At 61.6% G+C, this 13,095-nt stretch carries 15 protein-coding genes; 9 read left to right on the top strand and 6 right to left on the bottom strand.

Translation table 11 applies throughout. The features are described 5' to 3' along the window. Positions 1-66: 66 nt before the first annotated feature. Complete coding sequence (gene aroA / locus MF607_RS06815; RefSeq protein ID WP_242116826.1) at positions 67-1,398, top strand: 3-phosphoshikimate 1-carboxyvinyltransferase; 1,332 nt, start codon at positions 67-69, stop codon at positions 1,396-1,398. Next, positions 1,395-2,018 carry a (d)CMP kinase gene (locus MF607_RS06810; protein WP_242116825.1) on the top strand — a complete coding sequence of 208 codons (624 nt, stop codon included), beginning with the start codon at positions 1,395-1,397 and terminating at the stop codon, positions 2,016-2,018. Before aroA ends, MF607_RS06810 begins: the two co-directional genes overlap by 4 nt. 394 nt (positions 2,019-2,412) lie before the next feature. Here MF607_RS06810 and MF607_RS06805 read toward each other — a convergent pair whose 3' ends face one another. Together MF607_RS06805 and MF607_RS06800 are read right to left on the bottom strand one after the other, a co-directional pair. Next, positions 2,413-3,366: a glycoside hydrolase family 130 protein gene (locus MF607_RS06805; protein ID WP_242116824.1), complete on the bottom strand. Its 954-nt coding sequence runs from the start codon at positions 3,364-3,366 to the stop codon at positions 2,413-2,415. Further along, on the bottom strand, positions 3,363-4,112 hold the full coding sequence (locus MF607_RS06800) for an SDR family NAD(P)-dependent oxidoreductase (protein ID WP_242116823.1): 750 nt from the start codon (positions 4,110-4,112) through the stop codon (positions 3,363-3,365). Before MF607_RS06800 ends, MF607_RS06805 begins: the two co-directional genes overlap by 4 nt. 230 nt (positions 4,113-4,342) lie before the next feature. On the opposite strand from MF607_RS06800, the gene nadC reads away from it, so the two are divergent. The 3 genes from nadC to MF607_RS06785 are packed head-to-tail and all read left to right on the top strand — an operon-like array spanning position 4,343 to position 6,357. Beyond that, on the top strand, positions 4,343-5,185 hold the full coding sequence (gene nadC / locus MF607_RS06795; protein WP_242116822.1) for a carboxylating nicotinate-nucleotide diphosphorylase: 843 nt from the start codon (positions 4,343-4,345) through the stop codon (positions 5,183-5,185). A gap of 30 nt (positions 5,186-5,215) precedes the next feature. Continuing rightward, entirely contained in the window at positions 5,216-5,650 is a 435-nt protein-coding gene (locus MF607_RS06790; RefSeq protein WP_242116821.1) for a hypothetical protein, read from the top strand. After that, a complete protein-coding gene (locus MF607_RS06785; RefSeq protein ID WP_242116820.1) occupies positions 5,647-6,357 on the top strand; it encodes a ribonuclease T2 family protein in 711 nt (236 codons plus the stop codon). The genes MF607_RS06790 and MF607_RS06785 overlap by 4 nt, the downstream gene beginning before the upstream one ends. A 9-nt stretch (positions 6,358-6,366) precedes the next feature. On the opposite strand, the gene MF607_RS06780 is transcribed toward MF607_RS06785, so the two are convergent. Both MF607_RS06780 and MF607_RS06775 read right to left on the bottom strand, forming a co-directional pair. Further along, positions 6,367-6,792 (bottom strand): DUF4112 domain-containing protein, encoded by a 426-nt coding sequence (locus MF607_RS06780; RefSeq protein ID WP_242116819.1) that lies wholly within the window; start codon positions 6,790-6,792, stop codon positions 6,367-6,369. A 5-nt stretch (positions 6,793-6,797) separates the two neighbouring features. Next, positions 6,798-8,189: an ABC transporter substrate-binding protein gene (locus MF607_RS06775; RefSeq protein ID WP_242116818.1), complete on the bottom strand. Its 1,392-nt coding sequence runs from the start codon at positions 8,187-8,189 to the stop codon at positions 6,798-6,800. Positions 8,190-8,846: 657 nt separating this feature from the next. Here MF607_RS06775 and MF607_RS06770 point away from each other — a divergent pair. The 3 genes from MF607_RS06770 (at position 8,847) to MF607_RS06760 (ending at position 11,505) form a co-directional block, all read left to right on the top strand. Continuing rightward, positions 8,847-9,773 carry a retron St85 family effector protein gene (locus MF607_RS06770; protein WP_242116817.1) on the top strand — a complete coding sequence of 309 codons (927 nt, stop codon included), beginning with the start codon at positions 8,847-8,849 and terminating at the stop codon, positions 9,771-9,773. Continuing rightward, entirely contained in the window at positions 9,770-10,717 is a 948-nt protein-coding gene (locus MF607_RS06765; protein WP_242116816.1) for a retron St85 family RNA-directed DNA polymerase, read from the top strand. Before MF607_RS06770 ends, MF607_RS06765 begins: the two co-directional genes overlap by 4 nt. Positions 10,718-10,923: 206 nt before the next feature. Further along, positions 10,924-11,505, top strand: a complete 582-nt coding sequence (locus tag MF607_RS06760) for a recombinase family protein (protein ID WP_242116815.1) — start codon at positions 10,924-10,926, stop codon at positions 11,503-11,505. A gap of 102 nt (positions 11,506-11,607) precedes the next feature. Here MF607_RS06760 and MF607_RS06755 read toward each other — a convergent pair whose 3' ends face one another. Beyond that, positions 11,608-12,666: a hypothetical protein gene (locus MF607_RS06755; RefSeq protein WP_242116814.1), complete on the bottom strand. Its 1,059-nt coding sequence runs from the start codon at positions 12,664-12,666 to the stop codon at positions 11,608-11,610. Positions 12,667-12,705: 39 nt separating this feature from the next. On the opposite strand from MF607_RS06755, the gene MF607_RS22900 reads away from it, so the two are divergent. Then, positions 12,706-12,852 (top strand): helix-turn-helix domain-containing protein, encoded by a 147-nt coding sequence (locus tag MF607_RS22900; RefSeq protein ID WP_347340869.1) that lies wholly within the window; start codon positions 12,706-12,708, stop codon positions 12,850-12,852. 150 nt (positions 12,853-13,002) lie between these two features. Here the strand turns inward: MF607_RS22900 and MF607_RS06750 are convergent. Continuing rightward, a partial coding sequence (locus MF607_RS06750; RefSeq protein WP_242117239.1) for an integrase catalytic subunit occupies positions 13,003-13,095 on the bottom strand: 93 nt, incomplete at its 5' end.

The following is a 13,095-nucleotide window of genomic DNA, read 5'->3' as shown; positions in this document are numbered from 1 at the left end:
CAGGGCATATGCCCCGGATGGGCCGCGCCTTGCCATAGCGGGCACGCGCTGTCAAAGCCGCCGGTCATGCACCACGCCCAGCCCACCCCCCTGTCCGTCGCCGCCAGCGGTCCGCTGACCGGCACCGCCCCCGTTCCCGGCGACAAGTCGATCAGCCACCGCTCGTTGATGCTCTCGGCGCTCGCCGTCGGCACCAGCCGCGTGACCGGGCTGCTGGAGGGGGAGGATGTGCTCGCCACTGCCGCCGCGATGCGGGCGATGGGGGCGACGATCGTGCGGGGCGACGATGGCATCTGGACCATCGACGGCGTCGGGGTCGGCGGGCTGCTGCAACCCGCCGCCGCGCTCGACATGGGCAATTCGGGCACCTCGACCCGGTTGCTGATGGGGCTGGTATCGAGCCACGCGATCACCGCGACCTTCACCGGCGACGCCTCTTTGAGCAAGCGGCCGATGGGCCGGGTCATCGAACCACTCAGCCAGATGGGCGCGGACATCACCGCCAGCCCCGGCGGCCGCCTGCCCCTCATGCTGCGCGGGATCGTGCCGGCGGTGCCGATCGATTATACGCTGCCGGTCGCCTCGGCACAGGTGAAGTCGGCGATCCTGCTCGCCGGCCTGAACACGCCGGGTATCACCCGCGTCGTCGAACCGGTGCCGACCCGCGACCATAGCGAGCGGATGCTGACCGGCTTCGGCGCGAAGCTGACCGTCGAGCAGACATCGGCCGGCCGCGTCATCGAACTGCATGGCGAAGCGGAATTGCAGCCACAGACGATCACCGTCCCCGGCGACCCGTCCTCCGCCGCCTTCCCGGTCGTCGCCGCGTTGCTGGTGCCGGGCAGCCATGTCACCGTCACCAATGTCGGGCTGAACCCGACCCGCGCCGCGCTGTTCGACGTGCTGCGCGCGATGGGCGGCGACATCGCCTTCGAAAACCGCCGCGAGGTCGGTGGCGAGCCGGTCGCCGATCTGGTCGTGCGCGCCTCGACGCTGACCGGGATCGAGGTCGATCCGGCGGTCGCCCCGTCGATGATCGACGAATTCCCGATCCTGTTCGTCGCCGCCGCGCTCGCCAGGGGGCGCACGGTGACCCGCGGGCTGGAGGAACTGCGCGTCAAGGAAAGCGACCGCATCACGACGATGGCCGAAGGGCTGCGTGCGATCGGCGCACGGGTCGAGGAGACCGAGGACGGCCTGATCATCGACGGCACCGGTGGCGAGCCGCTGCCCGGCGGCGGCACCGTCGAGGCGAAACTCGACCACCGCATCGCGATGAGCTTCGTCGTCGCCGGCCTCGTCAGCCGCGCGCCCGTCACCATCGACGACATGGCACCCGTGGCGACCAGCTTCCCGACCTTCACCACGCTGCTGCGTGGCCTCGGCGCGCCGCTGTGATCATCGCGGTCGACGGCCCGGCGGCGTCGGGCAAGGGCACCATCGCGCGGGCGCTGGCGAAGCATTTCGGCCTGCCGCATCTCGACACCGGGCTGCTCTACCGCGCGGTCGCGACGCTGGTGCTACGCGAGGGGCTCGATCCGGAACGCGAGGCCGATAGCGTCGCCGCCTGCGACTTTCCCGACACGTTACTTTCCGATCCCTGGCTGCGCACCGACGAAGCCGGCCAGACCGCCTCGATCGTCTCCGCCCATCCGCTGGTTCGCTCGGCGCTGCTGCGTCGCCAGCGCAAATTCGCGCAGCAGCCGGGCGGCGCGGTGCTCGACGGCCGCGACATCGGCACCGTCATCGCCCCCGACGCCGACGCGAAACTGTTCGTCAAGGCGACCCCCGCGATCCGCGCGCGCAGGCGGCATGCCGAACTGGCCAAATCCGGCTCGACCGTCACCTACGACCGCGTGCTGGCCGACATCCGCGCCCGCGACGAACGCGATTCGTCACGCTCCACCGCACCCTTGGTCATGGCCGCCGACGCCGCACCGCTCGACACCAGCTTCCTGTCGATCGAGGCATCGGTGCAGCGCGCGATCGCGATCGTCGAGGGGCAGCGCAAGGGATAGGGTGGCGGGGTGGATCTCACCATCACCGTTCGCCCTGAGTAGCCATTGAGCTTGTCGAAAGGGCGTATCGAAGGGCCGTCTGGGGCAGGTGCTTCGATACAGGTCTTCGACTTCGCTCAGCCGCTACTCAGCACGAACGGGTGCAGGACACCCTGCCCTTACCCTTACACCCCAAACCTCAACCGTTCGGTTCGAGCAGCTTCGAGCTTGTCGAGAAGAGGGTTGGGTGAACCATGTCCCGCATGGTTCAGGATTGTCCGGGGGACAATCCGACCCGGCCCTCGTCGAGAACGGCCCGCGTGAGGCACCCCCTTCTCGACTACGGTTCTCGACAAGCTCGAACCTCCGCTCGAAGCGAACGGTTGGGGGTATGAAGAGGTAACCGGAAAGCCCCTCAACTCCGCCGGATCAACGCCCGCGCCAGTTTCCGATCCTCCAGCGAATAATACAACCAGATCGCGCCCCGCTCCACCACCACCGACGCCGCGAACGCGATATCCGTCGCACTCCGGTCGTCGACCGGCGGCGGGGTGATAAGTGGCTCGATCCCGCGCGCCACCACCCCGTGATAGTCGGCATCGAACGCCACCCAGCCGATCCGCCACCGCGCATCGCGGGTCGCGCCGTTATAGAACATCACCGGCATCGCCGGATCGTCGGTCAGCAACGGCCCCGTTGACAGATGCCAGTCGTCCCAGCTGTCGACGCGCGGCATGAACGGCGTCGGCTGTTCCTCCCACGGTCCCGCCACATCGGCACCGATCGCCATGCCGATCCGCGACGCTTCGTCGGCGGCATATTCGTAGAATAGCCGCCAGCGCCCGTCGGGCGTCCGGTCGATCGTCGCCTCCTTGGTATTACCCTCCGACTTGGACGACGCCAGCGCCACGCCGCTCTTGGTCAGCCGGTCGAGCGACGGCCCCGTCGCATAGGACAGTTCGCCATGGGCATGGTCGCCCAATACCCCCGAATAATAGACGATATAGCCATCGTCGCGGCGCACCACCGTCGGGTCCTCTACGCCGCCCGCGTCATGATCGTCCGGCCCCGGCACGATCGACGGCTCGGACAGCATCGTAAAGTGGCGTCCGTCCTCGCTCCATCCGGCCCAGATCACGCCGGTATCGGTCATCGGCTCGCCCGCACGGGTCACGGCGCGGACCATCATCCCGAACCGCCCATCGCGTTCCTGCCAGACATAGGGGCTCATCAGGTCGCGCGTCATCAGCGCGGGCGGACCGTCGAGCGTCACCTCCTCGATCCGGCGGACGTTGAAATCGAGCTCGACCTCGTTGTCGGCGACCACGTCCTTGCGGTGCGGATCGTCGATGTTGACACCCGCGCTCATGCGCCGATCGCCTGCATCAGCGACAGCCCGCCATCGATGACGATCCGTGCGCCGGTGATGTAGCGCGCGCGGTCGCTGGCGAGGAATACCGCCAGATCGGCGACCTCCTCCGGCCGCCCCGCCCGTTGCATCGGGATATTATGTTCGAGGGTCGCGCGATAGGTCGGATCGGCCTGTGCCCGCGCGTTCATCGGCGTCAGGATCATGCCCGGCTCGATCGCATTGACCCGGATGCCGCGCGCCGCCTCCTCGATCGCCAATGTTTCCACCAGGTTGGTCAGCCCGCCCTTCGCCGCGCAATAATCCGCGCCGCCCGCGCGCACCGCATAGGCATGGATCGACGAAATGTGCAGGATCGCCGCATCTCCGACCTTCTCGCCGCGTCCGGTCAGGAACCGGCGCGAGGTCAGGAACGCGCCGGTCAGGTCGGTGTCGATCAGCCGCCTCCACTGGTCGAGCGCCATGTCGCGCACCGTGACGCCGGTCATGTTCAGCCCGGCCGAATTCACCAGCACGTCCGCCGGTCCCCATCGGCCCTCGACCTGCGCGAACGCGGCGTCGACCGACGCCTCGCCGTCAACATCGGCCTGGATGATGACCGCTTCGCCGCCGCCCTCCTGCACCGCCGCCGCGCTTTTTTCCGCCCCGTCTTTGTCCGAATGATACAGCACCGCCACCCGGTCGCCCTCGCGTCCGAATGCCGCCGCGCACGCCGCGCCGATCCCCGATTCCGCGCCCGTCGCCACTACCGTCCGTCCGCCCACGTCATCCTCCGATTTCGTTCGGATGGGGAAACGATCGGCGGTGCGCTTGGCTTCATGAACTTTCCTACACCTTCGGATGACGTCATGCTGGTGAGCGGCGTCGTGCATGTCGCCATCCCGGACGCCCTCCCGCAACGTCCGCTACGTGTAACCTTCACCAACTTCGGCCCGCGTCCTATAGCCGCTCCACTTCCTCCTTGTCGGACAATGCCATGCTCCCCGGTTTCGACCTCTCCGCCTTCGTCGCCGCCACCCTGTCCGAGGATATGGGCGAGGCGGGCGACATCACCGCCGCCGCCGTCATCCCCGCCGACGCGGTCTTCACCGGCGTGATGGACAGCCGCGACGCGATCACCGTCGCCGGTCTCGACATCGCCGCCGCCTTCTTCCGCCACCTCGACCCGCAAGTGGTTCTGGAACCGCTGGTTTCCGACGGGGATCGGGTCGCGCCCGGCACCGCGCTGCTGCGCCTGCGCGGCAATGCCCGCGCGCTGCTGACCGCCGAACGCTCGGCGCTAAACACCGTCCAGCACCTCTCGGGCATCGCCACCCTCACCGCCCGCTATGTAGCGGAAATCGCCGGTACGGGTGCGACCCTGCTCGACACGCGCAAGACGATTCCGGGCCTGCGCGTCCTTGAAAAATATGCGACCCGCATGGGCGGCGCGACCAATCACCGCATGGGCCTGTGGGACGCGGCGATGATCAAGGACAATCACGTCGCCGTCGCCGGATCGGTCGGCGAAGCCACCGCCCGCGCGAGGGCAGAGGGCATCGACCGCATCATCGTCGAGGTCGATTCGCTCGATCAGATCGAACCGGCGCTCACCGCCGGCGCGACCCACCTGCTGCTCGACAACATGACCCCGCCGACCCTGCGCGAAGCCGTCGCGACGATCGCCGGTCGCGTCCCTGCCGAGGCATCGGGCGGCGTAAATCTCGATACGATCCGGGCAATTGCCGAAAGCGGCGTGACCTATATCAGCGTCGGCCGCCTGACCCAGTCGGCCCCGGCCGCCGATATCGGGCTGGATTTCACCCTCGACGCCGCATAACCACGGCCCAGCGCTGCAACGGGGAACGCCATGCGTCCAGTCTCGATCATCCGGTTCGACCGGCTCTACCTCGCCTCGATCGTCGTCGGGCTGGTCGGCAATATCATCGAATGGCCGGTGACCATCGCCCGGCTGACCGAGAATCCCGAAACGGCGGCGCTGGGATCGGGCGCCGCGATCGCGGCGGGCGGCATGATCGCGACCGGCGTGCTGATCGCGCTGCTGCTCTGGTTCTTCGCCGCAAAACGCGCCAGCAACGTCGCGCGCTGGATCGTGACCGTCTTCACGGTCTTCGCCCTCGGCAGCCTGTTCATCGGGCTGGCAGGCAGTGCGGTGATCGTCGATGCCGGCGGCATCCTGCGTATCCTCGCCGTCGCGCTACAGACCGCAGCGACCTTCTTCCTGTTCCGCCCCGACGCCGCCGCATGGTTCGCGCCGTTCGACACCGTGGAGGACGACGCATGAAGCGGATCGCCCTGACCATCGCTGCGCTTCTGCTGCCTGCCGCCGTACAGGCACAGACGCTGCAATGCGCGGTCCCGGCGCAAATCGAACGTCCACGCCCCGACCTGCCCAGCCCATCGCAGCCGCGCCGCATCCTCCCGATCGGCAGCTACACGCTCGCCATTACGTGGAGCCCCGAATATTGCCGGACGCGCGCCGACGACCAGCGTAACGCCTTCCAGTGCGGCGGCGGCAACCGGTTCGGCTTCACGCTGCACGGCCTGTGGCCCGATGGCGAAGGCAAGGACTGGCCGCAATATTGCACCTCGACGCCGATCCTGCCCGAAGCAGTGATTGCGAAGAATCTGTGCGTCACCCCGTCGGCGCAGCTGCTCCAGCATGAATATGCCAAGCATGGCACCTGCATGGGCGTATCGCCTGCCGCCTATTTCGACGAATCGCGCAGCCTGTTCCTGAAGCTGCGCTTTCCGAACATGATGGCGTTGTCGCGTCGCCCTAATCTGACCGCCGGACAGCTCGCCGCGGCCATTGCCCGCGTCAATCCGGGGATCACGTCGCAATCGATGCGGATCACCACCAACAAGCGCGGCTGGCTCGACGAGGTGTGGCTGTGCCTCGACAAACGCCGCCGCTACGCCGCTTGTCCGGCGCATCAGGGCGGAGTGACGCCGGGCACCCGAATCAAGATCTGGCGCAACGGACGGTAGGCGGCGTAATCAGCCCTCGACCGTTGCCGTCGCCGGATGGTGGCGGTCGAGATGCTTGCGGATGATCCGCAGGTTGCGGGTGTTCGACCGGAAGAAGAAGTCGGGCACCGCGCCGACAATCGGGATTAACCCCAACGCCCAGTCAGTGCCGACATTGCCCGCCATCCGCGCCATCTGCCACCGCGACATGCCGAGGTTGCGCGCTTCCCACAGCATATAGCTGCCCATCGCCGCGCCGATGAAGCTTCCGACTACCGGAATTAAATTGAGCAGGAAGTCGAGGCCCACCGGATGGTTGGTGCCCGGAATGGTCATCGACCGCTCCATCAGCCGTTCGATCGCCACCACCCGGCGGCGCACCGCGTCGGGATTCTTGTCGAGATGTCCGGCGATCTGTTCGAACAGTTCGGGGGAGATGCGGGTCGGCTTTGCCATGCTTCCTATCTGGTATCGCCGCGCAGATGGTTCAACGGATGCACGCCACGCGGATTGGTCTGGAACCCGCGCAGCCGGGGCGCGACCAGCGACCAGCGCCATGGCCGCGCAACGGGCACGAACGCGATATCCGCCGCCAGCGCCGCATCCGCTGCGGCCAGCCGCTGCGCCCGTTCGGGCAGCGACGTGGCATCGCGCGCCGCGGCGATCAGCGTCATCGCATCCGGTGCGCATCCCCGACAGGCCGTCGCCAGATACCAGCGCGCGCTGTCATAGGGTGCGACCCTGTCGACCAGCACCAGATCGGCGGGCGCATCCAGCCCGACCCGCTGCCCGCGCACCCCGATCCGCGCCAGTGCCGCCGCCGTCCGTCCCCACAGCAGCGTCGCGCCGGGACCATCGGGCAACGCGACGCGCACCGTCACCGGCTGTCCCCATGCGGCGACCTGCGCACGGGCGGTCTGCCAGCGTTGCGCCTCGGTCAGATTGCGCCACGGCGGCAGCGCCGGTGCGCTCGCCGAATCGAACGCTTCGGGCAGGACGGTATCGGCACCGCTCCAGTTCGCGTCGATGGCGGCGGGCAGGTTGGCGGTCTGGATCGCCATGGCCACCGCCGCCCGGTTGAGCGGTGCCGCCAGAAACGCATCGCGCCCAACGATGGCAAAACCGAACAGCCCGCGCGCCGGATCGACGCGGATATCGGCCGGTCGCGGCGCCGCCGCGGCCACGATCGGCCAATCGGCAAACCCGCCCCCCAGCACCAGATCACTGCGCTTCTCCCGAAACCGCGCCACCGCTAATGCCGCCCGCACGCCGTTCAGTCGCACCTCGTCGGCCGGAACCGGTGCCGGCGCGTCGGGATCGACCGGCGCCCGCAGCCTTACGCCATCGCCCGCCAGCCGCCGCATCGGCCCGCTCCCCTGCTGCCCGCGCATCACCGCCAGTTCGGGCTGTGCCAGCAGGGTAAGCAATTCGGTATTGGGCCGTTTCAGCCGGACCTCGATTACCTGCGGCGTCATCGCCACGATCTCGTCGATCGAACGCAGAAACGGGGTCAGCCGGTGTTCCGCATCGACCCGCACCGCCCGGCGCAGGGCGAAGACGACCTGATCGGCGGTCACCGGTCGCCCATCGCTCCACGTCGCATCGCCCAGCCGAAAGATATAGCTGCGCCCGTCATCGACCATGTTCCATCGCTCGGCGATCGCCGGCTCGACCTGTCCGGCGGCATCGAAACGCACCAGTCCCTGCGCCAACGCACTGCGCAGCAGGACACGCTCGGTATTGCCGTTGCCGTCCCGCTCGATCGCATCGACCGCCACCGGCCGCTCGTCCGCACCCCGGTCGCACGCGGCGAGCGTCAGCAGCAGGGCGCAAGGAAACAGCAAGCGGTTCATGCGCCGCCCCATGCCATGAAAGCCGGGGCGGCGGCCAGCCCGTGGTACGGACGGCGGGACTTGAACCCGCACTCCCGATGGGAAGCGGATTTTAAGTCGTAGACCGCAGAGTTGCGAAGAATGCCGGGAAATTGCATATTCATCGTAAATTCAAAGTCTTATGATCTACCCAAGCCCGCCATCATGTGCCGTTAGTTACGCGAAATGGCGGTAGAGTACGAAACCAATTACACCAAAATTACTACCGAAAAGCATCGCTACCGTTGAGCGAGAGGCTCGAAGTCCCGTTCGATGCTATGCGGCAAACCCTCCATTCTTTGGCTTGTGGTTTAGGATTGTTCAAAGGGGATTGACCAAGCCGGGTCGATCGTCAGGCCGCATCAAACCTTGCTAGGGCTTAATGGCGGTCAGCCCATCGAGCGCTAAGCCACCAGAGACGCTTATTCAAAAGCGCGGTTCATTGACAGAAACCCGGAAGAGACTATTTTTAGAGTCGCTTACGCGAACAGACCGTTTTACGGTTGGTCCGGTGTTTCGCTGGATCGTACATTATTGGTCAAATCTGGGTGCCCCAGACGGACGAAGCATTCGTCCGCCTGTGGGCCACTCCGTTCGGTCGAATGCTTCGTCCGTCTGGGGCTTAGGTAAGCAAATCCGGTGCTAACCGTATTCCACGACCATGTGGATGCGGTTAGCGTCCGAGTATATCCCCCAAAGCGATATGTGTTGCTTTGCGGAGGCGTCGTATCGGATGCGTTTGACCCGACGCCCAAATCGTTACGTGACAGCTTTCTGAAAGGTGATGGCGTATCGATGCTTAAAGGCATTGATTTTTTGCAAGTCGAAGAAATACAAGAATTTTTCGACAAAAATTCACCCTACCTTGATCTTGTAAAATTCGAAACTGATTTAGCACAAATCTGTGAATTGGTGATACTTTTCTCTGAAAGCCCTGGAAGTTTTGTAGAACTTGGGTCTTTTGCAGCCGTCGAAGAGATAGCGGAAAAGCTACTTGTCGCCATTCAATCTAAATATCTTACTAAAAATAGCTTCATATCGAAGGGGCCTGTCGCCACACTTCGGCGAGAACATCCGAATTCCGTCTTTTCATTTTCCGATGCCACTATCGGAATGACCAATGGAATGGCTAGCAGTATTAATAGCGCTGCTCTGGTAGCGATCATGAATAACCCAACGACTACGCGACTTGCGGAGGTTGGCAGCAGAACTACATTCGACAAAAATAAATTTAATCATTTGTGCAAATTGTACGTCGGCTTTTTGAGGGAGGCATACTCGCTCAAGGATGACGAAATATGTCTTCTTTTCTCAGAATTCAAAGTAGACGTCGATGAATCACTTCTTGAAAGGATATCTTTTTGTTGCGCGGCTTTGAAATGGTCGGCGGTTACGCAATCTGGATTTGATAGGGTGCACTTCGCCTATCCGAATGAAAATGAGGCGGTTAAATTTATATTTACCGGCGCATTGAAGGATAAAACGCGCAGGCGAGCAGAATTCAGAAAGCACTGGGAAGATAATGACATTGACCGAGTTGCCGCAGTCGATGAGGCATTACGATGACCAGTAAACTTGTCGAGTTTCTCACAAGGGAGTTACGGATCGGTGAGCGCGAACTCGCTGCGTTAATTTCGTCTGCTCCCGATCGATATAAGACATATTTCATTCCCAAAAGATCAGGGGGAAAGCGCGAAATTGCGCACCCCGCCTTTGAACTGAAAATTGCGCAGAGAGCAATGATCAATGGCTTTCTGAAAGACTTGCCAGTCCACCCCTGTGCAACTGCTTACAGAAAAGGGTCTTCTATAAGGCAAAATGCCGAACGGCATTGCCATAACCGCGCAATATTGAAGTACGATTTTAAAGAATTCTTTCCGTCGATAACCGAGCGGGCATGGCTGACGTATTGCGATCGACACTCTGTTCTAGATAGAAGCGACGCGATCTCCGCAGGCCGTATCCTATTTAGGCGACCGAAGGGCGGGCGCATTTTGCGACTTTCTATTGGTGCGCCGTCATCCCCAATTTTGAGCAATATCCTTCTCAATGATTTTGACCGGGAAGTGCACCAACGAGTATCCGCGCACAAAATTACCTATACAAGATACGCCGATGACATGACTTTTTCTGCGGAAAGAACATGGAACCTTCGAGAGGTCGACGGCATACTCCGAAGCGTTATCAGACTTATCGGAACCCCTAGCCTTACGATCAATTCGGCGAAGACTACGCTGGTAACGCCGAAGTTTCATCGACAGGTCACGGGCTTGGTTCTTACCCTAGATGGTCGTGTATCATTAGGCCGGGAACGAAAAAAACTGATCAGAGCGCGGGTACACTATGCCATCAATGGCAAACTAGATCGTCATGCCATGGCCCACCTTGCAGGAACGCTAGCCTTCGCTAAGGACGTTGAGCCGGAGTTCTATACTCGGCTAGAGAGAATTTACGGGCGAGATAACATGGAACTCATCAAACATAGTGTTAGGGGGTACTCTAGGTCATAGTCCATTCTTTATCGAATGTAGAAAGTTTGAACTTAGGGCCTGGCAATGCCGGCTCAACTTCCACAGGCAACGCGTTTGCAGCCCTAAGAACGGAGTAATAAACGGTCGATTCCGATACACTCGCTAGCCCTGTATCGTAAAATAGACTCGACAGCGTTTTGATACGCCGACAGTATCGATACAGAAAATCGATACGGAGTCGGGTGATGGCACGGGTATTCGCTTACGGCAGGGCCAGCACGCTCGACCAGACGACGGACAATCAGGTTCGCGATATCGAAGCGGCGGGGTTCAGTATCGATTCCCGCCGCATCATCACTGAAACGGTGTCTGGTTCTGTCGCCGCCATGGAACGCAAAGGCTTTGCGAAGCTGGTCGATCGGCTGGAAGCGTGGGACGTGCTGGTCGTCACTAAGCTGGATCGCTTAGGCAGAAACGCAACTGACGTTCGCCAAACAGTCGATAGCCTCTGCGCCATCGGCGTTCGGGTTCATTGCCTCGCCCTTGGGGGTGTCGATCTATGCAGCGCGGCTGGTCGCATGACCATGCAAGTTATTGCCGCCGTCGCAGAGTTCGAACGCGACCTTCTTATTGAGCGCACCCAAGCGGGCTTGCAGCGCGCGAAGGCCGAAGGAAAAGCCCTAGGACGGCCTAGGAGCCTTACCGACGCCCAGCACAAGGAAATCCTAGTGCAACGTGCCGAAGGCGTATCCTTGGGCGTCCTAGCGGCCCGGTATGGTGTTACACGCGCGGCGATACAAAGGGTGGAAAAGCGCAACCATGGATGATTGCCGTAACTCCGGCACAGGTAATTACGTCGCAAATCGACTGAAATTTTGTAAAATGAGAAGAACGCCAAGGCTCTGTATGAACGAAGCCTTGGCTACTTATCAGACACTTGGAAAGGCTGGCGGCCTAAGCGTCTTGTCCGGCTCCCAAACTCTTCTGAACATTTCTAAGTAGTACGTACCGCGACACCCGACGGTCCAGCCACCATGGCCCCGTGTATGGGAAATAACGTTGTAACCGTATTCTGCCGAATATGGCCTTACTGAAATGAAGGATTCATAGCATGAGTTGTTGTTGCGCCCGTTATCAAAAACCTTACCGACAGCGTGGGTTGCAGTACTTGCATCAAGCATCCAACCCTCTTTAGCCTGTTCGCTAGTTAGGTTGAAAACCGAAGCTTCTCGTACATTCCCGCGTCGGAAGTATTCGCCGCTTAGCGACTCAACCGGGACTCGTTGCCTGTGTTCGACCAACCTAATTCGCGATGGGAGAAACGCGCTGGCGGAACCTTGGATCGCGTTAACGTCCACCGAGAGCGTGGTCCACGCATCGGGTAAAGTAATGGTCGTCCTGCAAGGGCTTCCTGCTGTTATAATTGCACCCTTCTTCAAACAGTAGGGATTCGTAGTCCGTTTGGGATCAATATTACCTATTATTATTGGCGCAGACAATTTTGCTTTATGCTGCACCCCTTGCGATAGATATTCGACAACGAGACGAACTGTGTTGTACGTAAGCGGATCAAATCTTACACTCACGCCGCCACCGAACTTTTTAATGCATTCGGACCAAGCATCTAAGATTCCCTGGTCTCCTGAATAAAGCATCGTCGACAGTTCATTGATACGTTCTATCTTCTGAAAGTTGGTACGTTCAACGCTTCGACGCATAGCCTCGTATTCGTCTTTACCATAATTTAGTGATCCCATTACGGCCTTTCCAATGGGAACTCCAATGCCTAGACTGGTATCTGTTTTGGAATTTTCGAATGTGCTCTCTAGAAATCTTGAATACAATATTTGCTGGAAATAAGAGTTACTCTTATATTCCTCATAACGAAAAGTTCCGTTTCGTAGTACGTCCTTGCATTGGTCTGGTTCTGCTTTCGCAGTCGCAGCATACAGGCATGCAAGAGTGACGCTGATTGCAAAAAACCTCATATAGCCCCCTGACTATACTGCGTTAATGCAGCGCCATATATTGCCTTATCATCGTCCCGTTGTAAATTCGCGGTCAGTGACCCGGTTGGCATCCACGCGCTTCATGCAGAAGGCGTAGGGCCAACCGAGATCGCCAAACGGCTAGGTGTCGGCCGCGCAAGTGTTTACCGGGCCTTGGCGGCGTAGGGCGGGATCGGGACGAGCACAGGAGGCGACTGATGTGTAACCGCTATGCCCTATCGGTTCCTGCGGCTTCCCTCTTCCCCCGATACAACGCCACTCATCCCGCTAACCTAGTAGCGTGAGCAGCCCCCACCGGGTGGTCCGGGGTGATTGTTAGTGCATTGTTGTGTCCGCCGCCATTGCCGGGCGGAGGTGGAGCGAAGCGGAGCCGGAGACCGGCAATGGCGGTGTCGACGCTTGCGGGGC

It is taken from the genome of Sphingomonas lacusdianchii, from assembly GCF_022664395.1.
In the GTDB taxonomy this organism is placed as follows: domain Bacteria; phylum Pseudomonadota; class Alphaproteobacteria; order Sphingomonadales; family Sphingomonadaceae; genus Sphingomonas; species Sphingomonas lacusdianchii.
This window is presented reverse-complemented; position numbering and strand designations above follow the sequence as displayed.